The sequence below is a fragment of the Duganella sp. AC237 genome (assembly GCF_979254035.1).
Genome location: NZ_CEEDEW010000003.1, coordinates 3,939,239 through 3,965,278 on the forward strand (window position 1 = coordinate 3,939,239; position 26,040 = coordinate 3,965,278).

At 64.3% G+C, this 26,040-nt stretch carries 24 protein-coding genes; 6 read left to right on the forward strand and 18 right to left on the reverse strand.

Annotated features, from left to right (window positions below):
* The first annotated feature begins 82 nt into the window (after positions 1-82).
* The gene (locus AC0IYS_RS17370) at positions 83-2,086 is read left to right on the forward strand and encodes a TonB-dependent receptor (RefSeq protein ID WP_471706345.1); all 2,004 of its coding nucleotides are present in this window, start codon (positions 83-85) and stop codon (positions 2,084-2,086) included.
* 146 nt (positions 2,087-2,232) lie between these two features.
* Entirely contained in the window at positions 2,233-5,163 is a 2,931-nt protein-coding gene (locus tag AC0IYS_RS17375; RefSeq protein WP_471706346.1) for a glycoside hydrolase family 31 protein, read from the forward strand.
* A gap of 31 nt (positions 5,164-5,194) precedes the next feature.
* On the opposite strand, the gene AC0IYS_RS17380 is transcribed toward AC0IYS_RS17375, so the two are convergent.
* From AC0IYS_RS17380 to AC0IYS_RS17430, 11 genes are all read right to left on the reverse strand, one after another.
* Positions 5,195-5,479, reverse strand: a complete 285-nt coding sequence (locus AC0IYS_RS17380; RefSeq protein ID WP_471706347.1) for a type II toxin-antitoxin system RelE/ParE family toxin — start codon at positions 5,477-5,479, stop codon at positions 5,195-5,197.
* On the reverse strand, positions 5,476-5,754 hold the full coding sequence (locus AC0IYS_RS17385) for an antitoxin of toxin-antitoxin stability system (RefSeq protein ID WP_471706348.1): 279 nt from the start codon (positions 5,752-5,754) through the stop codon (positions 5,476-5,478). The genes AC0IYS_RS17380 and AC0IYS_RS17385 overlap by 4 nt, the downstream gene beginning before the upstream one ends.
* Positions 5,755-5,906: 152 nt before the next feature.
* Positions 5,907-7,064, reverse strand: coding sequence for a Gfo/Idh/MocA family protein (locus AC0IYS_RS17390; RefSeq protein ID WP_471706349.1), 1,158 nt, complete (start codon positions 7,062-7,064; stop codon positions 5,907-5,909).
* A gap of 1 nt (position 7,065) precedes the next feature.
* Entirely contained in the window at positions 7,066-8,121 is a 1,056-nt protein-coding gene (locus tag AC0IYS_RS17395; RefSeq protein ID WP_471706350.1) for a sugar phosphate isomerase/epimerase family protein, read from the reverse strand.
* Between the two features lie 13 nt (positions 8,122-8,134).
* Positions 8,135-9,085, reverse strand: coding sequence for a substrate-binding domain-containing protein (locus AC0IYS_RS17400; protein WP_471706351.1), 951 nt, complete (start codon positions 9,083-9,085; stop codon positions 8,135-8,137).
* Positions 9,086-9,106: 21 nt separating this feature from the next.
* Positions 9,107-10,108, reverse strand: a complete 1,002-nt coding sequence (locus AC0IYS_RS17405; RefSeq protein ID WP_471706352.1) for an ABC transporter permease — start codon at positions 10,106-10,108, stop codon at positions 9,107-9,109.
* A complete protein-coding gene (locus AC0IYS_RS17410) occupies positions 10,086-11,576 on the reverse strand; it encodes a sugar ABC transporter ATP-binding protein (RefSeq protein ID WP_471706354.1) in 1,491 nt (496 codons plus the stop codon). Before AC0IYS_RS17410 ends, AC0IYS_RS17405 begins: the two co-directional genes overlap by 23 nt.
* A 15-nt stretch (positions 11,577-11,591) precedes the next feature.
* Positions 11,592-12,464: a sugar phosphate isomerase/epimerase family protein gene (locus tag AC0IYS_RS17415; RefSeq protein ID WP_471706355.1), complete on the reverse strand. Its 873-nt coding sequence runs from the start codon at positions 12,462-12,464 to the stop codon at positions 11,592-11,594.
* Between the two features lie 9 nt (positions 12,465-12,473).
* Positions 12,474-14,213, reverse strand: coding sequence for a GMC oxidoreductase (locus AC0IYS_RS17420; RefSeq protein ID WP_471706356.1), 1,740 nt, complete (start codon positions 14,211-14,213; stop codon positions 12,474-12,476).
* A 1-nt stretch (position 14,214) separates the two neighbouring features.
* Positions 14,215-14,790 (reverse strand): gluconate 2-dehydrogenase subunit 3 family protein, encoded by a 576-nt coding sequence (locus tag AC0IYS_RS17425; RefSeq protein ID WP_471706357.1) that lies wholly within the window; start codon positions 14,788-14,790, stop codon positions 14,215-14,217.
* 23 nt (positions 14,791-14,813) lie between these two features.
* Positions 14,814-15,674 (reverse strand): AraC family transcriptional regulator, encoded by an 861-nt coding sequence (locus AC0IYS_RS17430; protein WP_471706358.1) that lies wholly within the window; start codon positions 15,672-15,674, stop codon positions 14,814-14,816.
* A gap of 250 nt (positions 15,675-15,924) precedes the next feature.
* Between AC0IYS_RS17430 and AC0IYS_RS17435 the strand changes: the two genes are divergently transcribed.
* Complete coding sequence (locus tag AC0IYS_RS17435; protein ID WP_471706359.1) at positions 15,925-16,542, forward strand: exopolysaccharide biosynthesis protein; 618 nt, start codon at positions 15,925-15,927, stop codon at positions 16,540-16,542.
* A gap of 70 nt (positions 16,543-16,612) precedes the next feature.
* Positions 16,613-17,902 (forward strand): hemolysin family protein, encoded by a 1,290-nt coding sequence (locus AC0IYS_RS17440; protein WP_471706360.1) that lies wholly within the window; start codon positions 16,613-16,615, stop codon positions 17,900-17,902.
* A gap of 13 nt (positions 17,903-17,915) precedes the next feature.
* Here the strand turns inward: AC0IYS_RS17440 and AC0IYS_RS17445 are convergent, their stop codons facing one another.
* Positions 17,916-19,565 carry a mechanosensitive ion channel family protein gene (locus AC0IYS_RS17445; protein WP_471706361.1) on the reverse strand — a complete coding sequence of 550 codons (1,650 nt, stop codon included), beginning with the start codon at positions 19,563-19,565 and terminating at the stop codon, positions 17,916-17,918.
* Positions 19,566-19,777: 212 nt separating this feature from the next.
* On the opposite strand from AC0IYS_RS17445, the gene AC0IYS_RS17450 reads away from it, so the two are divergent.
* Positions 19,778-20,647, forward strand: a complete 870-nt coding sequence (locus AC0IYS_RS17450; protein ID WP_471706362.1) for a phytanoyl-CoA dioxygenase family protein — start codon at positions 19,778-19,780, stop codon at positions 20,645-20,647.
* Positions 20,648-20,661: 14 nt separating this feature from the next.
* Here AC0IYS_RS17450 and AC0IYS_RS17455 read toward each other — a convergent pair whose 3' ends face one another.
* The 6 genes from AC0IYS_RS17455 to AC0IYS_RS17480 all read right to left on the reverse strand — a co-directional run bounded on the left by AC0IYS_RS17455 (position 20,662) and on the right by AC0IYS_RS17480 (position 25,131).
* Positions 20,662-21,339, reverse strand: a complete 678-nt coding sequence (locus tag AC0IYS_RS17455; protein ID WP_471706363.1) for an HAD-IA family hydrolase — start codon at positions 21,337-21,339, stop codon at positions 20,662-20,664.
* Positions 21,340-21,370: 31 nt separating this feature from the next.
* Positions 21,371-21,889 carry a helix-turn-helix transcriptional regulator gene (locus AC0IYS_RS17460; RefSeq protein WP_471706364.1) on the reverse strand — a complete coding sequence of 173 codons (519 nt, stop codon included), beginning with the start codon at positions 21,887-21,889 and terminating at the stop codon, positions 21,371-21,373.
* A gap of 3 nt (positions 21,890-21,892) precedes the next feature.
* Positions 21,893-22,168, reverse strand: coding sequence for a hypothetical protein (locus AC0IYS_RS17465; protein WP_471706365.1), 276 nt, complete (start codon positions 22,166-22,168; stop codon positions 21,893-21,895).
* Positions 22,169-22,327: 159 nt separating this feature from the next.
* Positions 22,328-23,029: a GntR family transcriptional regulator gene (locus tag AC0IYS_RS17470; RefSeq protein WP_471706366.1), complete on the reverse strand. Its 702-nt coding sequence runs from the start codon at positions 23,027-23,029 to the stop codon at positions 22,328-22,330.
* A 106-nt stretch (positions 23,030-23,135) separates the two neighbouring features.
* Complete coding sequence (locus AC0IYS_RS17475; protein WP_471706367.1) at positions 23,136-24,080, reverse strand: dihydrodipicolinate synthase family protein; 945 nt, start codon at positions 24,078-24,080, stop codon at positions 23,136-23,138.
* Between the two features lie 145 nt (positions 24,081-24,225).
* Entirely contained in the window at positions 24,226-25,131 is a 906-nt protein-coding gene (locus tag AC0IYS_RS17480; protein ID WP_471706368.1) for a LysR family transcriptional regulator, read from the reverse strand.
* Positions 25,132-25,241: 110 nt separating this feature from the next.
* On the opposite strand from AC0IYS_RS17480, the gene AC0IYS_RS17485 reads away from it, so the two are divergent.
* Positions 25,242-25,991 carry an SDR family oxidoreductase gene (locus AC0IYS_RS17485; protein ID WP_471706369.1) on the forward strand — a complete coding sequence of 250 codons (750 nt, stop codon included), beginning with the start codon at positions 25,242-25,244 and terminating at the stop codon, positions 25,989-25,991.
* Positions 25,992-26,040: the final 49 nt, after the last annotated feature.

Genomic DNA, 26,040 nt, shown 5'->3' on the forward strand with positions numbered 1-26,040 from the left:
CGATGATTTGCCATGCAAAAAGGACATGGCTTGAACACGATTTCATCTAGGTAGGCAGGCCGGATACCGGTAAAATATCGGGATGACAACCCCGCCCTCCATCCGCTACGCCGTCCTGCTGGCCTGCGCCATTGCCGCCGCCGGGCCGGCAGCCGCCGCCGATGGAGCGCCGCCGCAGTCCTACCCTCCCGACTATTTCAAGCAATTCCAGGCCACGACGGCGATGGACATGGCCACCCGCCTGCCCGGCTTCGTCTTCGATGGCGGCAATGCGTCGCGCGGGGTGGCCGGCAACGTCCTGATCAACGGCAAACGCCCGGCGTCCAAGACCGAACCGCTCGGCGACGTGCTGGGACGAATCCCGGCGGCGGCGGTCGAACGCATCGACGTCATCAACGGCGGCGCGGGCGGCATCGACATGCAGGGCTACCCGACCATCGCCAACCTGGTGATCAAGCAGATGGACCTGGTGTCGGCCAGCACCACCGCGTCGAGCTACCTGACGGCGGACGGCGACCTGACGCCTTCGCTGGAAGGCAACTACAGCCTGAAACGCGCCGACAAAAGCATCAACCTCACCTTCGGCTGGACGCGCTCGCCGGACACCTCGCAGGGCCAGGCACGCAAGACCACCGTGTACGCCGGCCAGGTGCCGGCCACCGAGGTGACGATGGCCGGCGCCGGCACTTCCGGCAACAAGGTGGCGAAGTGGAACTACGGGCAAGACCTGCTCGACGGCCAGCTGACCTGGAACGGCGCCGTCAATCCCTGGACCTACCAGTCGCAGGCACGCTTCGACACCGAGACCGGCGCCCTGAACAGCAACGACAACGCCGGACGCACGATTGAACAGGGCCTGACCTACACGCGCGACCTGGCGCCCGGGACCAGCCTGGACCTCAAGGCGCTGTTCCGCACCTCCGAGGTGGACGCCGAGTCGACATTCTCCTCCAGCGGCAACACCTCTTATGCGGTCACGACCGCCAACGCCACCGAACAGATCCTCGCCGCGCAAATGAGTTGGCAGGCGCCGAACGGCGTGGTGCTGCGCGGCGGCGTCGAGCGGGCCGTCAACACCAACGACAGCGCCAACACCTACCAGGCCAGCGCCGGCGCGGCCGCCGTGCCGACCGGCAGCGCCTGGGTGCAGGAGGAGCGCATCGAGGGCCAGCTGTCGTCGGTCTGGCAGCTCGACAATTCGATCAACGCCGAAGCCGGCCTGAAAATTTCGCACGCCAGCTTGAGCGTGGGCGCCGACCAGCCCGAGGGCAAGGCCCACTTCTACCCCAAGCCGCGACTGCGGCTGTCGATGTCGCCGACGCCATCGCTGCAATTGCGCCTGCGCCTTGAGCGCGAGGTCAGCCAGCTCAATTTCGGCGACGCGGCGGCGTACTTCGGCATCGCCGACGAGTCGCTGCGCTCCGATTACCCGGAGCTGGTGCCGGCCAAGACCTGGCTGTGCGAAGGCGCGCTGGAATACCGCTTCTGGGACCGGGGCGCTGCCGTGCTGAGCTACACGCAATCGCATATCAGCGATGTCATCGACCGCATGCCGATGCGCGCGGCGAACGCCAATTACGACGCCGCCGGCAATATCGGCGACGCCAGCGCCGACAGCGTCATCGGCGTGCTGAACCTGCCCACCGACGACTGGGCCCTGCCGCAGGGCCTGCTCAAGCTGTCGACCACGTGGCGCTCGTCGTCGGTCACCGACCCCACCACGCAGGAGACGCGCCGCCTGTCCGGCGAGCAGCCGCTGGCGTGGCGGATCGAATTCTCGCAGGACTTGCCACGGCAGCGCACCGCCTGGGGCTTCTCGGTCGACAACGGCTGGAGCAACGACAGCTGGCAGATCGCCGACCGCGCCTCCAGCAGCGGCAGCGGCTGGGCGCGCGCCTTCGTCAACTACCGGCCGGCGCCGAACATGATGGTGACCCTGGAATTGAACAACCTCACCAGCCGCACCATCGCCTACGACCGCACGCACTACACCGGCGACCGGCTGGCGGGCGGCGTCGACTTCGTCGAACACAACCTTACCCGTACCCAACCCTTCGCCATGCTGCGCGTGCGCCGCGACTGGTAACCGTCCAACCCGGACTGATACCGATTTTGCTATCGACAGCGTGAAATTTGGAATTGGCGCCTGTCGAGCTCCTCTGCTAGTTTCGAGTCTTATCCTGGCCGCGTACAAGAGCCAGACCATCCACCGAGCAGGGGAGACAAATCCACATGAACCGACCTACCGCGCCAGCGGCATTGACGCTACTCGCCGTTCTCGCCGCAAACGCCTACGCCAACGCGGACGCGAAACCACCCGTCGGCCTCGACGCCAACGGCCACATGATGCCGGTCGCGGCTGGCGCACCTTCCTCACCGGCGTTCTCGTATTCGCAGATCGAACACGGTGTGCAGATCCGCGTCGGCGGCATGACCAAAAATGTGATCTTCTATGGCCCGGCGACGGTGCGCGTCAACACTACGCTGGCCGGGAATTTCTGGCGCCATCCGAGCATCGTCGTCACCGGCAAGCCGGCCGCCGTCGCCTTCAAGACGCGCGACAACGCAGACACCCTGACCCTGGAAAGCAAACTGCTGCACATCGTCATCGACAAATCGAGCGGCGCCCTCACCTTCAAGGACGCAAGGGGCAAGGTCTACACGCGGGAAAACCAGGCCGCGCCGCAGACCCTGAAAAAAATCGACATCTCCGGCGCACCGACTTATGAGGCCCAAAACACCTTCACGCTCAAGCCCGATGAAGGCATTTACGGCTTCGGCTTCGTGGGCCAGGGTGAACTCAATCGCCGCAACAAGGAGTTGCTGCTGGTGCAGACCAACGTCGGCATCGTCATCCCGGTCATGATGTCGTCGGAGCGCTACGGCATCCTGTGGGACACCTACTCGAAGATGCGCTTCAAGGACACGCCCGAAGGCGCCACGCTGTGGGCGGAGAGCGCGCCGGGCGGCGTCGACTATTACTTCATGGGCGGCGGCACGCTGGACGAGGTCGTGGCCGGCTACCGCGACCTCACCGGCGCGGCGCCGATGTACGCGAAGCAGGCCTTCGGTCTGTTCATGAGCAAGGAGCGCTACCAGACGCAGGCGCGCCTGCTGGAGGTGGCGCAAACCTTCCGCAAGGAGCAGTTCCCGCTCGACTACATCGTGCAGGACTGGCAGTACTGGGGCAGCGACAAGGACGGCACCTGGAGCGGCATGATCTGGAATCCAGAGCGCTTCCCCGATCCGAAGGGCATGACCAAGGCGATCCACGACATGAACCTCAAGCTGATGGTGTCGATCTGGCCGTCGATCGGCAACGACACCGCGCTGGCCAAGGAACTCGACCAGAACGGCCTGCGCTTCGAACCGCTGCACTGGATTTCCAAGAAGGCGCGCATCTACGACGCCTTCAGTCCCGAGGGCCGCAAGATCTACTTCAAGCACGTCAAGAAGGGCTTGCTCGACGTCGGCGTCGACGCGCTGTGGATGGACGGCACCGAGGTGGAGGTCGGCACGGCGGTCCACGACGCCGGTGAAACCGAGCGCGACATCAAGGGTCTCGGCAACAACGCCATGGGCGATTTCACCCGCTACCTCAATCCCTATTCGCTGATGACCACCTTGGGCACGTACGAAGGCCAGCGCGCCACCAGCAACCAGCGCGCCATGACCTTGACGCGCTCGGCCTGGGCCGGCGCGCAACGGACCGCCGCCACCTCCTGGTCCGGCGACACGCGCGCCAGCTGGAAAACCTTGCAGGAACAGATCAACGGCGGCGTCAACGTCACCGTCACCGGCAACCCGTACTGGACCCAGGACACCGGCGGCTTCTTCGTCAGCGGATTCCCGGGCGGCGAAAAGAACGCCTCGTACCGCGAGCTGTACGCGCGCTGGCTGCAATACGCCGCCTTCAATCCGCTGATGCGCATCCACGGCACCGACATCGAGCGCGAGCCCTATCTGTTCAAGCAATCCGATCCGGAGATGTACAAGTCGCTGCGCGACGCCGTCCACCTGCGCTACCGGCTGCTGCCCTACATCTACAGTCTGAGCTGGAAAGTGACCCATGACGGCTACACGATGATGCGACCGCTGCCGATGGACTTCCCGGATGACAAGGGAGTACGCAGCATCAACGACGCCTTCCAGTTCGGGCCGTCGTTCCTGGTCCATCCGGTCACGCGCCAGATGTACCGTTTCCAGCCGCCACCGCCAGCCACGATTCCGGCCAGCGCGCTGCGCACCGCCGACGGCAAGCCGGGACTGGCCGGACAGTACTTCGAAGGGACCGCCTTCGAAACGCTCAAGGGCAAGACCGTCGACGCCACCATCGACTTCCAATGGCCGGGGCCACCACTGGCGGATATCCCGGGCGGGCTCACCAGTCTGGACAACTTCTCGGCCCGCTGGAACGGGTCCATCGTGGCGCCGGAAGACGGCGAGTACGAACTGGGCCTGGAGGGCGACGACGGCTTCCGCCTGTTCTTGGACGGCAAGCTCGCCGCCGAGGACTGGAAGAATGGCGGCAAGCGCTACGCAGGAACCAAGGTCACGTTGAAACAGGGTCAAAGCCTGCCGGTCACCCTGGAGTACTTCCAGGGCGGCAACGAGCGCAACCTGCGGCTGGTGTGGCGCACCCCGTCGCAAGTCGCCAGCGCGGCCAAGGATAGCGGCAAGCCGGACACCATGATGCAAACCTACCTGCCCGCCGGCGCCGACTGGTACGACTTCTGGACGCATGAACGTTTTGCCGGCGGCAAGACGGTTGGCAAGGACGTGCCGCTCGATGTGTTCCCGCTGTACGTGCGCGCCGGGTCGATCGTGCCGATGGGACCGGTGGTGCAATACGCGACCGAGCGTCCGGACGCGCCGTACGAGATCCGCGTCTATCCCGGCGCCGACGGCAAATTCACCGTCTACGAGGACGACAACGAAACCTACGATTACGAAAAAGGACGTTACGCGACCTATGACCTGACCTGGAACGATGCTGCCAAATCGCTCACCGTCGGCGCCCGCAAAGGCAACTATAACGGCCTGGTCAAGACGCGCAAACTGAATATTGTGTTGGTGAGCCCGAAGAACGCCACCGCGATCAAACCGGCCGACGCCACTAAGTCGATCACCTATGCGGGCAAACCGGTGTCGGTGAAGTTCTAGCGAACCGGCGTTGCGCTGTCCCAGGGGGGAATCAATCACGGATCAATGGCCATTGACGCGCAGTGTGGACCAAAGCCAGCACCCACACAGTTTCGCCATTGATTTCATAAACGAGGCAGTAGCTTTCGTGCGGCACCAGCTGCCGCGTTCCTTGGATCTTTCCCGGCCGTCCCAGCTCCGGGTGATCGGCAAACCTGCCAGCAGCAACACTGAAAAGTTCATCCATATGGATGGCGGCGCGTAGATTGTCTGCCGCAATGTAATCCCAAATATCAGCGCGATCCTGCAGCGCTTCGGGAGTCCAAACGACATTCACACCTGGCTCTTGCCGCGTGCGCGCCGAGCGGCGAACATCGCCTCAACCTCGTCGTTGGAATGTCCCACACCTGCGCGCATCGATTGGCGCCCCGCATCAACCTTGCGCTGCAAGAACTCGTCATATTCCCTCGCCTCCCGCTGACGTTGGACAAAGTCCCGCATCAGCTCGCGCAGAATTTGCGAGGCAGGCCGGTGGGCGGCCTCCGCCTCGGCCATGAAGTCGGCGCGTAGTTCCGGCTCAAGCTTCATCGTAAAGACAGCTTCCTTTGCCATAAATCGACTCCCCACTAAATGTATGAACTAAGTATATACGTTTTCATTACATCGCAAGGTATTCAGGCGCAGTGGGAACCAAGCCAATCACGAAAAGAGACATATGACAGACGCATGGTAATCGCCGTCCAGAGCCGGCTGTGTCACCGCCACTAATCTGAGATTCTGATCCAGCGCGAACCCTGCCGGCTGCTTTCCATCGCCGCGTCCATGAACTGGAGGCCGGCCACGCCGTCGCCGACATCTGGCATGCCCTGAGTTAGCTCGGGAATGGGCTGCCCGGCATCGATTGCATGGATTTGCGCCGCAGCGTCGCGATACAGCTGCGCGAACGCTTCCAGATAGCCTTCCGGATGACCGGACGGCACGCGCGTCGCCGCATCGGCCGCCGCGCTGCGCACCCGTCCACGCGTCAGGCGCTGGGCGCAACCGCCCTGCGGCGTGAGCCACAGTTCGTTCGGGTTCTCCTGCTCGAAGCTGAGGCTGGCCTTGGTGCCGTACACGCGCAGACGCAGACCGTTCTCGCAGCCGGTCGCCATCTGGCTGCTCCACAGCATGCCGCGCGCGCCATTGGCGTAGCGCAGCATAACCTGCACGTGGTCGTCCAGCTTGCGTCCGGGCGTGAATGCGTGCAGCTCGGCGAGGATCTCGTTCGGCAGCATGCCGCTGACATAACCGGCCAGGTGATAGGCATGGCTGCCGATATCGCCCAGGCAGCCGTTCGGACCGGCGCGCAGCGGATCGTTGTGCCAGTTGTTGCGCTGGTAATCCTCGCTCTGGTTGGCCGCATCGGCCAGCCAGTCCTGAGGGTATTCCACGTGCACCAGCCGGATCTCGCCGATCTCGCCGGCCGCGACCATGGCGCGCGCGTGCCGCACCATCGGATATCCGGCGTAGACGTGGGTCAGCGCGAAGATTTTGTTGCGTTCGCGCGCCAACGCGGCCAGCGCCTCGCCTTCGGCCAGCGAAATCGCCAGCGGCTTGTCGCAAATGACGTGGATGCCCGCCTCCAGGAAGGCGGTGGCCATCGGCGCATGCAGATAGTTCGGCGTGACGATGGCGACCGCGTCGATGCCATCCGGCCGCGCCGCTTCGGCGCGCGCCATCTCGTGGTAGTCCGCGTAGCTGCGCGCCGAACCGAGCCGCAGGCCGGCGGCACTGGCCGCAGCTTTTTCCGGATTGCTGGACAGGTTGGCCGCCACCAGTTCGTAGCAGTCGTCCAGACGGCCGGCGATGCGGTGCACCGCGCCGATGAAGGCGCCGTCGCCGCCGCCCACCATGCCGAGTCGAAGTCGTCGTTGCACACTCATATCAATTCTCCAGTCCCATCAGCGCGCGCACCTGTTGCAGGTCCGCGCCGCTGCCGGCGAAATCGTCAAACGCCCGGCTAGCCACACGGATGATGTGGCTGCGGATAAAGTCCGCGCCTTCGCGCGCGCCGTCCTCGGGATGCTTGAGCGCGCATTCCCATTCCAGCACCGCCCAGCCCGGATAATCGTATTGCGCCATCTTCGAGAAGATCGCCTTGAAGTCGATCTGGCCGTCTCCCAGCGAGCGGAAGCGCCCTGCCCGCTCCTGCCAACCCAGATAGCTGCCGTACACCCCCTGGCGCCCGTTGGGCCGGAACTCGGCGTCCTTGACGTGGAAGGCCTTGATGCGCTCGTGGTAGATGTCGATGAAGGCCAGGTAGTCCAGCTGTTGCAGCACGAAGTGGCTAGGGTCGTACAGGATGTTGGCGCGCTTGTGGCCGCCCACCGCGTCGAGGAAGCGCTCGAAGGTCACGCCGTCGTGCAAATCTTCTCCGGGATGCAGCTCGTAGCAGACGTCGACACCGGCATCCTCGAAGGCGTTCAGGATCGGCAGCCAGCGGCGGCCCAACTCGGCGAACGCCTCCTCGACCAGTCCAGCCGGGCGCTGCGGCCACGGATACAGGTAGGGCCAGGCCAGGGCGCCGGAAAAGCTGACGTGGGCCGCCAGGCCCAGCCGCTTCGACGCGCGCGCGGCGCGCAGCAACTGGTCGACCGCCCAGGCCTGGCGCGCCACCGGATCGCCGCGCACATGCGCCGGCGCGAAGCCGTCGAACAGCGCGTCGTAAGCCGGGTGAACGGCGACCAGCTGGCCCTGCAAATGGGTCGACAGCTCGGAGATCTGCAAGCCGTGCGAGGCCAGCAGCGCGACGACGCCATCGCAATAATCCTGGCTGTCGGCGGCCTGCTCCAGGTCGAACAGGCGCGGATCGCACGGCAGCTGGATGGCTTTGTAGCCTAAGCCGGACGCCCAGCCGGCCAGGTTCTCGAGGCTGTCGAACGGGACGTCATCGCCCATGAACTGCGCCAGGAAGATGGCCGGCCCCTTGATGGTTTTCATGCTGAACTCCTACTTAGTACGGCGAATCGGCGAAATAGAACTGCTTGGCGTTCTCACGCGTGATCAGTACCGATGGAATGACGGTCTTGGCCGGCAAGGCTTCGCCTTTGAGGCGCGCGGTGGCGGTCATTTTGATGGCGTCGTAGATGAACTTCGGCGAATACGAGACGTTGGCCTGGATCAGCTTGTCGCCATCGATGATTTTCTTCACGGCGGTCTTGGCGCCGGCGCCGCCGAACACCTCCTTGATGTCGGTGCGCTTGGCTTGCTCGATGGCTTTGACCACGCCGATGGCCATGTCGTCGTCGGCCGCCCAGACGGCGTCGATCTGCTTGAAGCGGGTCAGGTAATCCTGCATGACCTTGAAGGCGTCGTCGCGGTTCCAGTTGCCGTATTTGGTGTCGAGCACCTTGATGCCGGGATTGGCTTTCAGGGCGGCGTTGAACGCGTCCACGCGCTCGTTGTCCAGGGTGCTGGGCATGCCGCGCAGGATGACGATATTGCCCTTGCCGCCCAGTTTCTTGGCCAGGTATTCGGCCGGCAGTTTGCCGAAGGCGGTGTTATCGCCCGCCACATAAGCGTTCTGCGCCGCCGGATTGGTCAGGCCGCGATCGACCACGGTGACATACACGCCCTTGTTTTTCAGCTGCGTCACCGGCTGCGTCAGCGAGGCCGACTCCAGCGGGAAGATCACCAGCGCGTTGATCTTGTTCACCACCAGCATGTCCTGCAGCTGGTTGGCCTGGTCCGGCGTGCTGGCGGCCGTCTTGATGATGACCTTGAGCGTCGGGTTGGCCGCCTCCAGTTCCTTCTTGGCCTGGTTGGCCCACCAGACGATGCCGCCGGTGAAGCCGTGGGTCGCGGTCGGGATAGCGACGCCGAGCGTGACTTTTTCAGCGGAGATGGCCGAGCCAGCTGTCACTGCCAGCAGGCATGCGCCAACGATGCGTTTCATTGTGATCATTGTGTTCCCTATTCAAAAAAATTAACGACGGCCGCGCTGCATGTAGGCGACGGTGATGATGACCACGCCCTGGACGGCGGCGTTCAGGTGGACGCTGATGATGCTGGTCAGGTTGACGATATTGCCGATGACCGACAGCAGGATGGCGCCGATGACGGTGCCCATGATGCGTCCCGATCCGCCCTTGAGCGAGGTGCCGCCGACGACCACGGCGGCGATCGCCTCGAGCTCCCACAGGATGCCGGTGGTCGGCGTGGCCGAGCCCAGGCGCGGCACGTACAGGATGGTGGCGATCGCCACGCACACGCCCAGCAGCAAATAGGTCAGCACCTTGATCTTGTCGACGCGGATGGCGGCGTAGCTGGCGACCTGCTCGTTGGAGCCGATGGCCTGCACGTGCTGGCCGAAGGCGGTACGGTTCAAGATCACCGCGCCGCCGACGGCCACCAGCAGGAACACCAGCACCGGAATCGGCACGCCCAGCACGCTCTGATAGTAGACCGGGCTATACACATCGGAGACGGTGCTGTCCAGGGTCAGCGCGCCGCCGTCGGACAGGTAGGTCAAGGTGGCGCGGAAGATGCCAAGCGTGCCCAACGTGGCGATGAACGGCTCGATGCGTCCGCGCGTGACCAGCAAGCCGTGGGCGCCGCCCAGCACGCCGCCCATCAGCAACGCCAGCGCGCAGCCCAGCATCACGGTCGTCACCGGGTCGAGCGGTTGCGCCGAAGCCGCGGCCGCGTTCATCACCATGATCATGGCGCCGGCGATCAGCGCCGCCATCGAGCCGACGGACAGGTCGATGCCGCCGGAGACGATGACGAAGGTCATGCCGACCGCGATGATGCCGATGAAAGCGGTGCGGGTGAGCACGTTCATCATGTTTTCGACGGTGGCGAAATCAGGGTTCAGCAGGCCGCCGGCGATGCACAGCAGGATCAGCGCCAAAACCGGGCCGTAGCCACGGAAGCGCGACAGTCCCGGCAGGGCGAAAGGAATCTTAGTGGTGGGTGTCGGTTGCATGGGAGATCAATTCTTCTTCGGTGAGATGGTCGTGGTCCAGCATCGCTTGCAGCTTGCCGCCGTGCAGGATGGCCACGCGGTGGCAAAGTCCGATCAGCTCGATCAGCTCGGACGAGATGACGATGACGGCCCTGCCCTCGGCCGCCAGGCGGTGGATCAGTTGATAAATGTCGCGCTTGGCGCCGACATCGACGCCACGGGTCGGCTCGTCGAGCACCACCACGCGCGGATCGCTGTGCAGGTATTTGGCCAGCGCCAGCTTTTGCTGGTTGCCGCCGGACAGGGAGCCGGCCTTGCAATCGATGTCGCGCAGGCGGATGCCGAAATCGGTGATCGCCTTGTCCAGCGCGGCGCGGCCGCCTTTCAGGTCCAGCCACGGTTTGGAGTCCCGCTCCAGCGTCATCATGGTGAGGTTTTCACGCAGGCCGAGGTCGACGTGCAAGCCCTTGCCCTTGCGGTCCTCGCTCAGGTAGGTCAAGCCGTGCAGCATGGCCTGGCGCGGGTTGCGGATATCGACGGGCTTGCCGTCGATTTCGATCCGCGCCGACGAGCGCGGGCGCAGGCCCAGCAAGGCTTCGAAAGCCTCCGTGCGGCCGGCGCCGACCAGGCCGCCGAAACCGAGGATTTCGCCGGCGCGCACCTCGAAGCTCAGGTCGCTCACCCAGCCGGGCACGGTCAGCCCCCCGACCTTGAGCAGCGCCTTGGCGTCCGGCGACGGCAACTGCTTGGCGACGAACATGTCCGACACGTCGCGCCCCACCATCAAATTCGCCATCTGATGGCGGTCGATGTCGGCGGTCACGGCGCGGGTGACGAAGCGGCCGTCGCGCATCACCACCACCTCGTCGGTGTTGGCTTCCATCTCGTCGAGCTTGTGCGAGATGTAGACGATGGTCACGCCCTCGGACTTGAGCCGCGCCATCAGCTCGAACAGCTTGCGCGTCTCGCCGGACGACAAGCTGGCGGTCGGCTCGTCCATGATCAGCAGGCGGGCCTTGCGGCTGAGCGCCTTGGCGATCTCCACCAATTGCTTTTCCGCGACGATCAGGTCGGCCACCTTGGTATCGGGACTGACGTTGAGCCCCACCTGCTCCAGGCAGGCGGCGGCGGCGGCGCGCATCGCCTTGGTGTCCAGCAGCCAGCCGCTGGTTTTCTCATGGCCGAGGAAGATGTTCTGCGTGATCGTCAAATGCTCGGCCAGGTTGAATTCCTGGTGGATCAGCGCGATGCCCAGCGCCTCCGCCTGGCGCGCGTCGGCGAAGTCGCGCGCCGTGCCGTCGATCAGCAACTGGCCGGCGGTGGGCCGTTCGTAGCCGGCCAGGATTTTCATCAAGGTCGACTTGCCGGCGCCGTTCTCGCCCAGCAGGCCGTAGACGCGGCCCGGCTCGAGCGCGAAGTCGACCCCGTGCAGCACGCGCACCGGGCCGAACTCCTTGACGATGTGTTGAAAATGTACTGACAAGCTCATGGAGTTCCCTGGACCTTATGGCGCCGGCATCTTGGACAAAATGGCTTGCAGGCCGCGCATCGACGCCGCCACCGATTCCAGCTGGCCCATGCCGTTCGGATACTCCTCCTGCTCGACGATGATCCACTCGGTGCCGCCGACGCTGCGCACCGCCTTGGTCAGGCCGGTCCAGTCGGTCTTGTCCTGGCCGATGATGCTGGTGCCTTCGGTGCCCTTGACGAACTTCGCCTTGTAATGCGTCGTCACGGTGCGGCCCGGATACTCTTTGACGAAATCGATCGGGTCTTTACCGGCGTAGGTGGTCCAGCCCACGTCCTGCTGCAGGATGAAGTTTTTGGGCGTGTTTTTGGCCAGCAGGTCCCAGTTGGTCTGTCCCTTGTCGCCCAACATTTCCGCTTCGTGGTTGTGATAGCCCAGCTTCATCCCCTGCGCGTCCAGCTTGGCCGACAACGCGCTCAGTTCCTTGGCCAGTTCGGTCGAACCCTCTTTGCTGGCGGCGCGCTCGTCCATCGAAATGATCAGGCGGTTGCAGCCGAGCGTTTTGTAGAAGTCGGTGGTGGGTTTGAAATTGGCGGCGTTGAGTTGGTCGACACGCATGTGGGCGCCGGCGCATTGCAGCCCCTTCTTCCGCAAAAACGCTTTCAACCCTGCAGGATCGGCCTTGTACTTGCCAAACTCGCCGGCGAATTCCACGCCCTGGAAGCCCAGCTTGGCCAGTTTGTCGAGGGTGCCCTCGAAGTCCTGCTTGACCTCGTCCTTGACCGACCACAGTTGCACGCCCAGCAGCGGGCTGGTGGCGGCCTGGGACGACGCGGCGCCCAGGGTGAAGCACAGCGTCAGGGACAGGGTAAGCGACAGGGAGAGGGCCTTGCGTTGATATGTTTTCATTATTATTCCTTAGAGTTTGCCAAGTTTGAGTTGTTCAGCCGCGTAAGCACAGGCGCGCACGGTGAGCGCCATGAAGGTCAGCGACGGGTTCTGCCAGGCGCTGGAGCACATGCTGGCGCCATCGGTCACAAACAGGTTCGGCACGTCGTGCGCCTGGTTGTAGCCGTTGAGCATCGAGGTCTTCGGATCGCGCCCCATGCGTGCCGTGCCCATTTCGTGGATCGACAAGCCCGGCGCCCACTGCTCCGTGGTCCTGATCGATTTCTGGATATCCTTCACGCCCAGCGATTCGAGGATGTTGGCGGCGGTGTCGGCCATGTCCTCGCGCATCTTGTCGTCGTTGGCCGAATACGTGCAGTCGATGTGCAACTGCGGCATGCCCCATTTGTCCTTTTTGGTCGGATGCAGGCTGACCATGTTTTCGTAGCGCGGCAGCATCTCGCCCTGGCCGTGCAGACCGAAGTGCCATGGTCCGGGCTTGCGTATCATGGCCTTGTACTCCTTGCCGAAGCCCGGCTTGTTGCCCTGCTGCGCCCAGCCCTCGCGTCCGGCGGCGCCCGCCAGAGCATAGCCGCGCAGGAAGCCGGGGTGCTGATCCGTCACGTTGCGGAAGCGCGGAATGTAAGGCGCGGTCGGACGGCGGCCGGAGTAATAATCGTTCTCGTAGCCTTCGACACGGCCGGAGGCGCCGGCGCCGAACAGGTGGTCCATCAGGTAGTGACCCAGCACGCCGGACGAGTTGCCCAGCCCGGTCGGGAAGGCCTCGGAGGTCGAGTTCAGCAAAACCTGCGTGCTGCCCAGGGTCGACGCGCACAGGAACACCACCTTGGCGTAGAACTCGCGGGTTTCCATGGTTTCGGCGTCGATCACGCGCACGCCGGTGGCGCGGTTGGTCTTGGCGTCGTACAACACGCTGTGGACGATGGCGTTGGTGGCCACGCTCAGGCGTCCAGTCGCGGCGGCGGCCGGCAAGGTCGAACTTTGCGTCGAGAAATACGCGCCGAAGGAGCAGCCCCGATGGCACATGCTGCGCGCCATGCAGCTGCCGCGTCCCATCTCCAGATGCTTTTCGTTGGGCTTGGTCAAATGGGCGCAGCGGCCCATGATCATGCGCGCCGGCGCGAAGCTGGCGTCGAACTTCTTCTTCATCGCCGCTTCGACGGTGTTGAACTCGAACGGCGGCAGGAATTCGCTGTCCGGCAGCACCGCCAGGTTTTCCTTCGCGCCGCTGATGCCGACGTGGCGCTCGACGTGGCCGTACCAGGATTCCAGGTCCGCATAACGGATCGGCCAGTCGACGCCGTGGCCGTCCTTGGCGTTGGCTTCGAAGTCGAGGTCGCTCCAGCGGTAGGACTGGCGCGCCCACATCAACGATTTGCCGCCCAGCTGGTTGCCGCGTATCCAGCTGAAAGGCTTGCCCTCCGGCGTGCTGTAAGGCATGTCGCGGTCGTTGTTGAAGAAATGCTTGGTATGGTCGTCGAAGGCGTAGCACTTGCGCTGCTCGGCGAACTGGTCGGCCGCGAGCTTTTCGTCGACCAGGCCGCGGTTGGGCAGGTTCCACTCGTCGACGCCTTCGCCGATGTAGTCGCTGCGGTGCTCGACGGGACGGCCGCGCTCGACCATGAGGGTGCGCAGGCCGCGCTCGCACATTTCCTTGGCCGCCCAGCCGCCGGTGATGCCGGAGCCGACCACGATGGCGTCGAATTGCTCGGCGCTTTGCTTGATATAAAATGATGAAGTTTGGCTCATGTCAGATCGCCCAGGTCCTGGTGTTTTTACGAACGGGGAAGTTGCCCTTGAAGCCTCCCGGCACCGGCAGGTAGGCCAGTTCGAGCGTCGAGCCGGCCTCCGAGGTGTAGTAGGCGAACAGCGTGTAGGACTTCATCTTTCGAAAAAACCGCTGGTCGTCGGCGCTGAACGGCGCGCTGCCGCCATCGAGGGCGTGCAGCAGCGCAATGCGGCGCTTGGCCGGCAATGCGCGGAAGCGTTTGCCGTCGGCCGCCAGCGCGACGGCGTCCACCCGCTCGAGGCCGGCGATAAAGCCCTGCTGCTCGGACGCGGTGGCGCACACCTTCAACATATGGTCGATGGTGCGGTGCGCGCCGACCGCCAGCGCGCCGGGCGTATCGGTCGCGGGAATGATGTGCTCGGCCATCACGGCCGTCAGCGCCAGCGCGTCGGCCGACAACAACTCCGGCGCGGCGGGTGCCTTGCCGGAAACCGCCAGCGCCGCCAGGGCGTCGCCGGACAATGCCAGGCCGCACAGGCCGGCTAACTTGATGAGAGCGGATCTGCGTCCGTCTATCTCTCGTTCAGCGTGCAACATGTCTCCTCCAATGCTTCTTTGGTTCAACTACTCCTTCGGACCGTTCCCGCCCGCCCGGAGGCCAGCAAGGACAGCTGATATTGTTTGGGCGTGATACCGACCACACTACGGAAAATCTTGGTGAAATAACTCTGCCCGCCAAAGCCGGTCTCCACCGCCACGCGGGCGATGCTTTGCGCGCCCGGCAGCAAGCGGCACGCCTCGTGGATCTTCATGCGCAGGATGTATTGCTTGGGCGTCAGCGAAAAGTGCTGCTTGAACTTGCGCTCGAAGGTGGACAGCGACATGCACGACAGGCTGGCCAGATGTTCGATGCCGATATCTTCCGTCAGGTGCGCTTGCAGGTATTCGATGCAGCTCTTGAACACGTGGAACGGCGCGATGGCCTCCTGCGAGCGCTGGGCGTCGCGGCTGAAACCCTCGACGCCGACAATCTCGCCATGGCGGTCGCGCACCGGCGCCTTGGTGGTGAACAGCCAGGTCAAGGCACCACTATTGCCGTCGATGACTTCCAGCTTGTTCTTGACGGCGACGCCGCTTTCCATCACCTGCAGATCGTCGGCGCGGATGCGGTCGGCGATGTCGCGGCGGAAGAAGTCATGGTCGGACTTGCCGATGATGTCTTTGACGCTGGACAGGGAATGCTGCTCTTGCAGCAGCCGGTTGCCCCAGACGAACTGGCCGGCGCGGTTCTTGGCGAAATAGTAAGTATCCTGCAGATCGTCGAACAGCACGCTGGGGGTGGAAATGCCATTGCGGTAGAAAAACTCGGTGCAATCGGAGCTGGACGCGCCGCCGTCACCGGCCAGGAAATTTTGGTGCTTTTCCTTTTCGGTATCGCTGGTGGCCACCACCATGCCCATCCTGATCATCCTCGTGCTCATCGCCTCTGCCATTCGCTAGTCTGGCGAGAATGGTAGCATCGACAATGCCGGGAAAGTAATAAAAAATCGGAAAAATTTATAACAAAATCGGCAAGTCAAAAATCGGGGAAGCGGCCTTCACGCCCTGCCGGCGCGGTTGGAATTTGTCACAACGGCGGACTTCTCCATGCCGTTAATAGGGTCTTAAGGTTCCAGGCCCACAATCGTGCAGAGTCCACTCCGCCTCCCCCTGAATAATGAAGCCTAACAAATGAGTTGCGCAGGCGACGGCCCCGCACTTTCCCAACTATTGCGCCAACTGGCCGACGATACGTCGCGGGACCGGATCGCCGTGGGCGACCTGTTGCACGCCCTGGGCGACCGCGCCACCGGCGCCCTGCTGTTCATTTTCGCTTTTCCAAACATCTTGCCGGTGCCGCCGGGAACGTCCGCCATCTTGGGCGCTCCCCTTGTGTTCCTCGCCGCCCAGCTGACATTCGGCATGCGGCCTTGGCTGCCGGGGATCATCAGCCGGCGTTCCATGGCGCGCGCGGATTTCCATGGCATGATGCGGCGCGTCATTCCGTGGCTGGAGCGCGCCGAAAAACTGCTGCGTCCACGCATCAGCGTCCTGGCGCTGCCGCCATGCGAATACGTGATCGGTCTTGTCTGCCTGTTGCTGGCACTGGTGTTGGTGCTCCCCATCCCGCTGGGAAACATGTTGCCGGCCCTTTCCATCAGTCTGCTTGCGCTGGGACTGCTGGAACGCGACGGCTTCGCGATCGCGACCGGCGTGGTGGCGGCCACCGCTTCGGCCGTTTTGGTTTCCGGCGTCATCTGGGGCATCGTCAAGGCGTGTGTTTTCATGGTCGCGCAAGTGCTGGTCTAGCTGCCCCCTGCTTCGTCCATGGCGGCTCCCGCGTCCCGCCCTTTTTGGTATGCTCGAAGCGGGAGATGCCATGGAAATCCTGATACTGATCGGCCTCAGCGTGCTCAACGGCGTATTCGCGATGTCCGAGATCGCCCTGGTCACTGTCCGCAAAGCCCGCTTGAAAAAGCTGGCGTCCGAAGGCGACAATGCCGCCACGACCGCCCTCGAACTGGGCGGCGATCCCACCGATCTCATGTCCACCGTTCAGATCGGCATCACCTCCATCGGCCTGCTCAACGGCATCGTCGGCGAAGCCGTGCTGGCCGCCCCGCTGGCGCAGTGGCTGCGCTCCCTGGGCCTGGCCGCAGGCACGGCCAACATCGGCGCCACCGCCGCAGTGGTTGTGGTGGTGACCTATATCTCCATCGTCGTCGGCGAACTGGTGCCCAAGCGCCTGGGGCAGATCGCAGCCGAGCCGGTCGCGCGGCTAGTCGCCCGGCCGATGCGGATACTGTCGATGGCGACGCGCCCATTCGTCGCCCTGCTGTCGCTATCGACCCGCTTCCTGCTGCGCCTGATGGGCGTGAATCAAAACGCCGAGCCCGGCGTGACCCCGGAGGAGATCCACGACGTGCTGGAGGAAGGTTCGGCGGCCGGCGTCATCGAGCAACACGAACACGAGATGCTGCGCAATGTCTTCCGCCTCGACGCCCGCCAGCTCGGCTCGCTGATGGTGCCCCGCGCCGACGTCGTCTTCATCGACATCAATCTGCCGCCGGACGAGAATCTGCGCCGCCTGATCGAATCGGAGCACACGCGCTTCCCGGTCTGCGAGGGCGGCCTGGACAAAATACTGGGCGTGATCCACGCCAAGCAGGCGCTCGCCGCCGTCGCACAAGGCCGGGCGCCCGATTACACGGCCAATCGTCGCCCCGCCATCCACGTGCCGGAAACGCTGACCGGCATGGAATTGCTCGACCAGTTCCGTGGCAACCAGGCGCAGATGGTTTTTGTGATCGATGAGTACGGCGAAGTCCAGGGCATCGTGACCTTGTACGACCTGCTGGTAGCGGTGACCGGCGAGTTCACCCCGCGCAGCGCCGACGCCGCGTGGGCGGTCCGGCGCGAGGATGGCTCGTGGCTGCTGGACGGTTCCATCCCGATTCCGGAGATGAAAGACCGGCTAGCGCTGAAGACGGCGCCGGAAGAGGACAAGGCGCGCTACCACACGCTCGGCGGCATGATGATGCTGCTGCTGGGGAAAATACCCGTACCCGGCGACTACGCGGAGTGGGAAGGCTGGCGGCTGGAGGTGGTCGACATGGACGACAAGCGCATCGACAAGGTGTTGGCCGTTCCACCGGCCCCGGCGGCTTAAGCGCTTCCTCTTTTTACATCACTGATTTGGCGAAGCTGTTGCGCGAAGCGGTGACGCCGATGCCCACCGGCGTCGGCATCTCCGCCGCCGCCGCGCGTTGCGGGGCGTAGAAAACGGTCTGGGTCGGGAACGCCAGGCCGATGCCGGCGGCTTCAAGCCGCTCGTATATCGTCAGAAGCAATTCTTCCCGGATCACCACCTGGGTGTCGAAGTCGGGCACGTCGATGTACGAGAACACCTCGATATTGAAAGCGCGGTCGGTGATGTTGCCCAACCGGGCGCGGGCGCCCTCCGCCATCTTGTCATGGGTGGCGAGCACCTGCTGGACGATGGTGATGGCCTCGCGCAGTTTGGCCGACGTGGTGCCGTAGGAAATGGCGATCACCGGATTGAACAGGAACCGGTCGCGCTCGGCGTAGTTCTCGATCTGGCGCGCCGACAGGTCGCCGTTGGGCACGGTCACCACGGTGCGCTCGCCGGTGCGGATGCGCGACGAGCGGATGCCGACGTCCTCCACCGTGCCGACCACGTCGCCGACCTTGACGAAGTCGCCCACCTGCAGCGGACGGTCGGCGATGATGGTGACGCTGCCGACCAGGTTCTCCACGGTCTTCTGGGCGCCCAGCGCCAGCGCGATACCGCCTATCCCCAGCGCCGCGATCCCGGTGGTCACATCGATGCCGAAGGTGCCGAGGATACCGATGCCGGCGAACGCGAGCAGCAGGAACTTGACCGTGCGTCGCGCCAGGATGATGACGGAGACGATCTGACGGCGCTGGTGGCGCTGCATGCGCGCGACGGCGAGGTCGGCGATGCCGTCGACCAGGCGCAGGCCGAACCACACCACCGCGATGGCGGTGATGACGCCGGTGTAGCGCAGCAAATTCTGGCGCGCGACGATGGAAACGGGCAGCGCGTCGGCCCAGTTGTAGAAAACGGCGACGGCAATGAGCAGGCTCAGCGGCGGCAGCGCCGCCTCGGCGAAGCGGTAGCCGCTGCTGGCGGCCGGATCGGCGACCAGCCGGCGGATGACGGTCACGCAAATGACGGAAACCAGCCACAAGCCGCCGAACACCACGACGCCCAGCCCGAGCAGCACGCCCCAGTCCTTGAGCGGCGCGCCGGCGACAAACCATTCGTTTTTCGGCGGCGTCTGCGCCACCGGCGCCAGCTTGATCGCCGCCGACGTCAGCGCCAGCGTCTCTTTCGAGATGCGCCACACCTGCCGGTCGCCGTCCTGGCCGCGCGTGAGCAGTATGGGCACTTGCTTGCCCTGCAATTTGATTTCACCGATGTTTTCCTCGTCGGCCGGCAGATCGTCGTCCAACCTGCCCGTGTCGACGTTGGACAAGGCGGCGAACGGCTTGAGCGAGCCGCTGTCGTCGAGCAACGCATGGAACGCGCGCGCCTGGCTGGCGGCGGTGCGCTGCTGCCGGTTGCTGGTCGGCGCCGGCAGATCGAAGAATTGGGCGGCGCGGTCGTAATCGAGTTCGGCCAGCGCGCCGATGAGCCCGGCGACCATGGAACGCGGGGTCTCGCGGCCGAGCGTATCGGAGGGAACCGATGGCGCCTCGGCGGCGGGCTTGGTGGGCGGTATCGCGGCGGCGAGGGGCGCAGTCAGCGCGAGCATCAGCCAGATCAGGAAGGTGGGAATAAAACGCATGCTAAGAACGACTCCTATGCCTGTTACATGGCAGCGCAAAACTGCCGCAAGACCACCATATGGGCCGTCAATGATAAAAGTCTCTCCGACGATGCTCCGTTCGCTACCGCACAAAGCGCACCGTCCTGCGCGATGCGCCGTTCAGCCGTGCCGCGCCGATTGGCGCGATTGTCTACAATCATCCCTGACCGCATCGAAACCAGGAGGCCACCATGGATCCAGACAAGCTCAAGTCCCCGGCGCCGGCCGATTACAGCGAAGCCGCCATCATGGGCGGGCTGTACGGAGACGGCTTTATCGCCTGCAAGGGCGCCTTCACCCGGGAGTGGGTGGGTCAACTAGGCGCGGATATCGCCGCGCTCTTCCAGGAGGCGCTGGCACGGCCGGGCGGCGCCCTGGGGCGCGGGCCGAACCGCTATTACGTCGAGATCCACCCGGAGCGCCTGGGCGGCTTCCTCGACATCGTCACGCACCCTTGGGTGGTGGCGGTCTGCCGCGCCATCCTGGGACCCGATTACCGTATCGTCGAAGCCGGCTTCGACGTGCCCGGCCCCGGCGCGCTGCACCAGCCCTGGCATCGCGACTTCCCGACGCCGGAGGCGACGCTGAAAGGCCGGCGCCTCAACTCGCTCGCGTTCAACATCACGACGGTGGACGTGACCGAGGACATGGGCCCCTTCGAGATCGCACCCGGCACGCAGTGGGACGACCTGGCCGGCGGCGACCCGATGTTCCCGGCGCGCGAATTATGGCCGCGCTACGAGGCGCTGGCGCAGCGCAAGCTGGCAAAAATGGGCGACATTTCGGCGCGCTCGGCGTTGACCATCCATCGCGGCACCGCCAACCAGTCCGACAAATCGCGCCCCGTGTTCGTGCTGGGGGTGGATGCGCCGGATGCCCGCAACGCCGACAAGCACGATCTACAGCTGACGCGCGGCTATTACGACAGCTTGCCGGAAGAAGTGCGCCGCCACATCACCTGCCGCGTGGTCCATACGCTCGATCCGATCGTGCAGGAGCATACAATCGCGGGCCTGCTGACGGGCGTGTCGCCGGGTGAACGAATGGGAACGGGCGGTTGAGCGCGCGGGCGTGCTCAAGACTGCCGACGCAATCCCTCCACCAAACCCGGCAATTCCGCCATCGAACCGAACACGAGCCGGGCGCCCGCCGCGCGCAGCCGATCGGCCTGGTCCGGCGGGCTGTGCGGGCCGCCGGTGAAGCCCAGTACAACGGCGCCGGCCGCCACGGCCGCGTGCACACCGGTGATACTGTCCTCGACGACGACGCAGTCGGCGGCGCGCGCGCCCATGCCGGCCGCTGCCAACAGGTAGACCGCCGGATCGGGTTTCGGCCGGCCGGCGATATCGGCCGTGTAGAGGCCGCCGTCGAACAAGGAGATCAATCCGGTGCGCTCCAGCAGGCCCTGCACGCGCACCAGGCGGCTGTTGCTGGCGACGGCCTTGGGCAGCGCGATGGCGCGCAACGCGGCCTCGACGCCGGGCACCGGCTCGGCCTTGCGGTCGCATTCGGCCTCGACCACGCCGCGCATGACGGCCAGGTCGGCGACACTCGGTTCCGGCAGGCCCAGCTCGGCGCAAACGCCCAGCACCAGCGCTTCGAGTTTCAGGCCCAGCCGGGGACGAATCAGCGGCAACACGCGCTCGCGGTCGCCGGCGATCGGCGCCAGAAAGTCGGCCAATGCCTGCAGGGCGATGGCTTCGCTGTCGATCAGCACGCCGTCGCAGTCGGAGATGAGGTGGGTGATGGTCATGCCTGGCCTTAGAGAATTGATAGAACTCCAATCATGCCATATCAGAATCCTGGCAACCGCAGCGCAATAACCGCTTCCCTTCCTTCGCCACGTTGACCTGCAGCGCGACGTTTGCCACTTCGAGCATATCTTGCGTCAACGAGTAGCCGCCCTTGGTATGCAGCCAAGCCAACACGTCCGCTAAATGCCAGATCGAAGAACTACCTTCATGTACCGGTGCCGGGAAACTGCCCGGGTAGGTCAACATCAGCTTGCGCATGTTTTGCCGCGACACACCCACTAATTCAGCCACGTCCGTCAATCCAACCAGATCCGGAGCGACCTCGATCAACGTCGCCGAAGGGATAGCTCTGCGCACATCGGCCAGTGCGCTGCGCACGGCAGCGTCCGCGTTGTCCGCGTCGCGTGTGAATTCCAGCGCCAGCCGGCCCGGCTGACCGATCCCGACCAAGGCATCGTCGCAGCCCTGCTGGCCCAGGCGCTCGACCAACCCATCGGCATCACGATCATCATCTGCCAGCTGATACTTCAACGTAAAGATATATTCCATTTGTCAATCCTCGGCATCGTTGGTGGCTTGCTGTTCCTTGCGGCGCGCCGTGCAACCGTCGACGACACGCCGCAGGGCACGCGCGTGGTTGCCAGGATTCTTCGGCGTGCTCCATACGGATGTGATACAGAATTCGCCGCAGCGGCACTCGCGATCGTTGTACGGACAGTAAATGCACCCCCAAGCATGGCCGCGGCCAACCTCAACCCGCCATCCTTGCCTTTCAGCGTGCCGAAGAGCACGCTCAATTTCATTTTTGGGATGGGACGGACGGACCATCAGTGATCTCCAGTATAGGACTTGCAATCAGGTTGTCAAGTGACAACCTGATTGCAAGCATGGGTTTTCGCACAGCCCATACGGGATTTTGAGTCAATGTGATGACGCGCAGGTTGAGACAGAATCAAATGGATGCCGCTCGGGGCGACTTTTGTCGCCCTACACCCGCCGCCGCGAGACGATGAAGCGCTCCAGCTCGGCGGCCGCGTGCTCGATGTGCCGCTTCAGCAGACCGGCCGCCGCCCTCACCTCGCCGACTTTGCATAGGCGCACGAGTTCGGCGTGCTCTTCCTCCGCGCGCCGGCAGCTTTCGGCGCTCAGCGACAATTGCAGTCGCGTGTAGCGGTCGGTCTGCTGCAACAGGCCGGTGACGATGGCCAAGGTGCGCGGCTGTTCGGCGCGCGACATCAGCAAGTCGTGCAGCCGCGTGTTCAGTTCGCCCCAGCGGGTCGGATGTTGCGTGTGTAATTCTTGTTTGTACTCGGCCAGGATGGCGTCGATTTCCGCAAAGTCGGCGGCGGTGAGCTTGGGCGCGGACTTTTTCAGCAGCAGCGGTTCGAGCAGGCCGCGCAACATGAACAATTCATTGATCTCGGCGATCGACAGTTCGGACACCACCGCCCCCTTGTGGGGAACGATCCTGACCAGGCCCTCGCCCTCGAGTTGCACCAGCGCCTCGCGCACGGGAATCCGGCTGATGCCGAATTCGGCCGCCAGCGCGTCCTGGCGCAACTGGAATCCTTCAGGCAGGTCGCCGGCCATGATCTTGCGGCGCAACGCGTCCGCCGCCTGCTCGGCGACGGTGGTCACCGCAAAACGCGGGGCGGCGGCCTTATTGGCGGCAGTGGCAGGGGAACTCATGGCGGGCTTTCGGTCAGCTGTCCGGTCAGGCGCCGGACTTTGCAGGCGGCAGTATAAATTATATTGTCGCCCCGCCGTAAATTACCGGCGCGCGCCGTCGAAAACCTCAGGCGGCGACCTCTTTCGACCAGCCGGCGTACCAGGTCCGGAACAGGCCGAACTGGATCTCTGCGTAGCGGCGCTGGCTGTCGCTCAGCACATCGGTCTCGTTGAAGTGCAAGGTGTATTCCTTGTCGCCGTTGAGCACCATCAGATATTTATAGAACAGCACCAGGTCGGTGCCTTCGTCGAACGACGACAGCACGGCCAGCGCCGATTCCAGCTCGCGCGCCTGGCGCCGTGCCGTAACGTCGCCCTCGGCAGCCTTGCGGCACAGCGCGACCAGTTGCAGCACTTCGCGCGGCAGCGCGTTGCCGATGCCGGTGATCGCGCCGGTGGCGCCGCAATTGACGAAGCCGTGAAACACCTGGGTGTCGACGCCGGCCATCAGCGTGACGTTCTCGTCCTGGCTGGTGATGTGCTCGGCCGCGTAGCGCAGATCGACCGCGCCGCCGAATTCCTTGAAGCCGATCAGGTTGGAATGCTTGGCGCGCAGTTCGAAGAACAGGTCGGCGCGCGTGGCGAAACCGTAGTACGGGCTGTTGTAGATCACGCTCGGAAGCTTGGGCGCGGCCGACAGGACCGCCTCGAAGTGCGCCTTCTGCGCGGCCGGCGAGGCGCCGCGCGACAGCACGCGTGGAATCACCATCAAGCCGCTCGCGCCCACCTTGGCGGCGTGCGCGGCGTGCGACACCGCCTCTTTCGAGTTGACCGCGCCGGTGCCGACGATGGTCGGAACGCCGGCGCCGACCAGGCGCGCCACGCCTTCCTGGCGCTGCGCTTCGGTCAGCAGCGGCCAGTCGCCCATCGAACCGCAATACACCACCGCACTCATGCCGAGGTCGACCAGCTCGCGGCCCTTCTTCACCAGCGCGTCGAAGTCGGGGGTGCGCTCGGGGGTGCATGGGGTCATCAGGGCCGGAATGGTGCCGGTGAAGATGTTGTCGCTCATGGTGCTTCCTTTAGATAGGCGTTGGGAGTGGGTAAAACGGACCCACGAATCATAATCCTTTTGGATATTTTATACAATCTTAAAAATCACGGGTAAGCGAAGTTCCGTCAAACCTTTGATTTTTATAGGAATCCCTGCGATCGACTTATCGATCCCAAGGTGGAATGCCTGAAAATTCGTCCGCCAGGAAGTCGATCATCACGCGCACTTTGGCGCTCAGGTGGCGCCGGCTGGGATACACCGCCAGCACGTCGATGTCGGGCAAAGAATAGTCCGGCAAGACGCGCACCAACCGCCCGGCCTTCAAGTCCGCGCCGATCAAAAAGGTCGGCTGCCAGATGACGCCGCCGCCGGCGACCGCCACAGAGCGGGCCGTGTCACCGTTATTGGTATGCAACGCGCAACTGACCTTGACCATGTCCGGCTGTCCCTGCGGATTGCTGAAGTGCCACTCGTCGGCGGTTGCCGCGTAACGGTAGCCGATGCAGCGGTGCGTGGCCAAGTCTTGCGGCACCTTGGGCACACCGTGTTTTTCGAGGTAGGCCGGCGCGGCGCAGCAGATATTTTGCGACGTGGCCAGCTTGCGCGCCGCGTGCGACGCCGAGCCGGAGCGCGAGATGCGAATCGCCAAGTCATAGCCCTCCTCGACGATATCGACCACGCGGTCGCTCAAGGCCACCTCCAGTTCGACGCCGGGATGCAGGTCCATGAACTTGCCCCACAGCGGCGCCAGCTGCAGCACGCCAAAACTGAGCGGCGCGTTCAGCCGCAGCAGGCCGCGCGGCGTCATCGATGTCGACGACGCGATCGCTTCGACCTCGGCCATATCCTCGACGATGGTCTTGGCACGCTCGTAGAGCGCGTCGCCGCTCTCGGTCAGCGACATCTTGCGCGAACTGCGGTTCAGCAGCCGCGTGCCAAGGTGGCTTTCCAGATCGGCGATGATGCGCGTCACATTGGCCGGCGACGTATCGAGCGCGTCGGCCGCCCGCGCGAAACCGTTCTTGCGCACCACCTCCACGAACACTTCCATCGCCCGCAACCTGTCCATAGCGCCTCCAATCTTCAGAAAACCTGAATATATCACCAACAAGCAAGGCTTTGATTGCTCGGATCATTAATCCTATAGTGGTTTCACACACACTCTTTTGGAGAACCACCATGAAACGCTTTGAAAACAAAACAGTCCTCGTCACCGGCGGCAATAGCGGCATCGGCTTGGCGACCGCCCTGCAATTTGCCAATGAAGGCGCGCGCGTTGTCATCACCGGACGCGATCCGGTCACGCTGGAAGCGGCTCGCCAGCAGTTGGGCGGCGCCGCGATCGCCGTGCGTAACGACCAGGGCGATATCAAGGATGCCGCACTGCTGGCCGCCACGCTCAAGGAAAAAGGCATCACGCTCGACGCGCTGTTCCTTAACGCGGGTGTGGCCAAATTCGCGCCGTTCGACGACACCGACGAAGCGCTGTGGGACAACACCTTCAACGTCAATGTCAAAGGCGCCTATTTCACGATCCAAGCGTTGACGCCGCTGTTCAATCGCGGCGCCGCGGTAGTGCTGAACGGTTCGATCAACGCCCACATCGGCATGCCCAACTCGTCGGTCTACTCCGCCAGCAAGGCCGCCCTGATCTCGTTCGCCAAGACGCTGTCGGCCGAGCTGATCCAGCGTGGCGCGCGCGTCAACGTGATCAGCCCCGGGCCGGTGTCGACGCCTTTGTATGGCCGCCTCGGCCTGCCGGACGCGCAACTGAACGACATGGCCGCCGGCATCGCGCAACAGATCCCGTTGAAACGTTTCGGTACGCCGGACGAGATCGCCGGCGCGGTGCTCTACCTCTCGTCGCCCGAGGCCGCCTTCGTCGTCGGCACCGAGCTCATCATCGACGGCGGCATGAGCCAGCTGTAAGTCACCGGTAGACAGGGGCGCGCCGTCGGATGGCGGCGCGCCCCGTTGG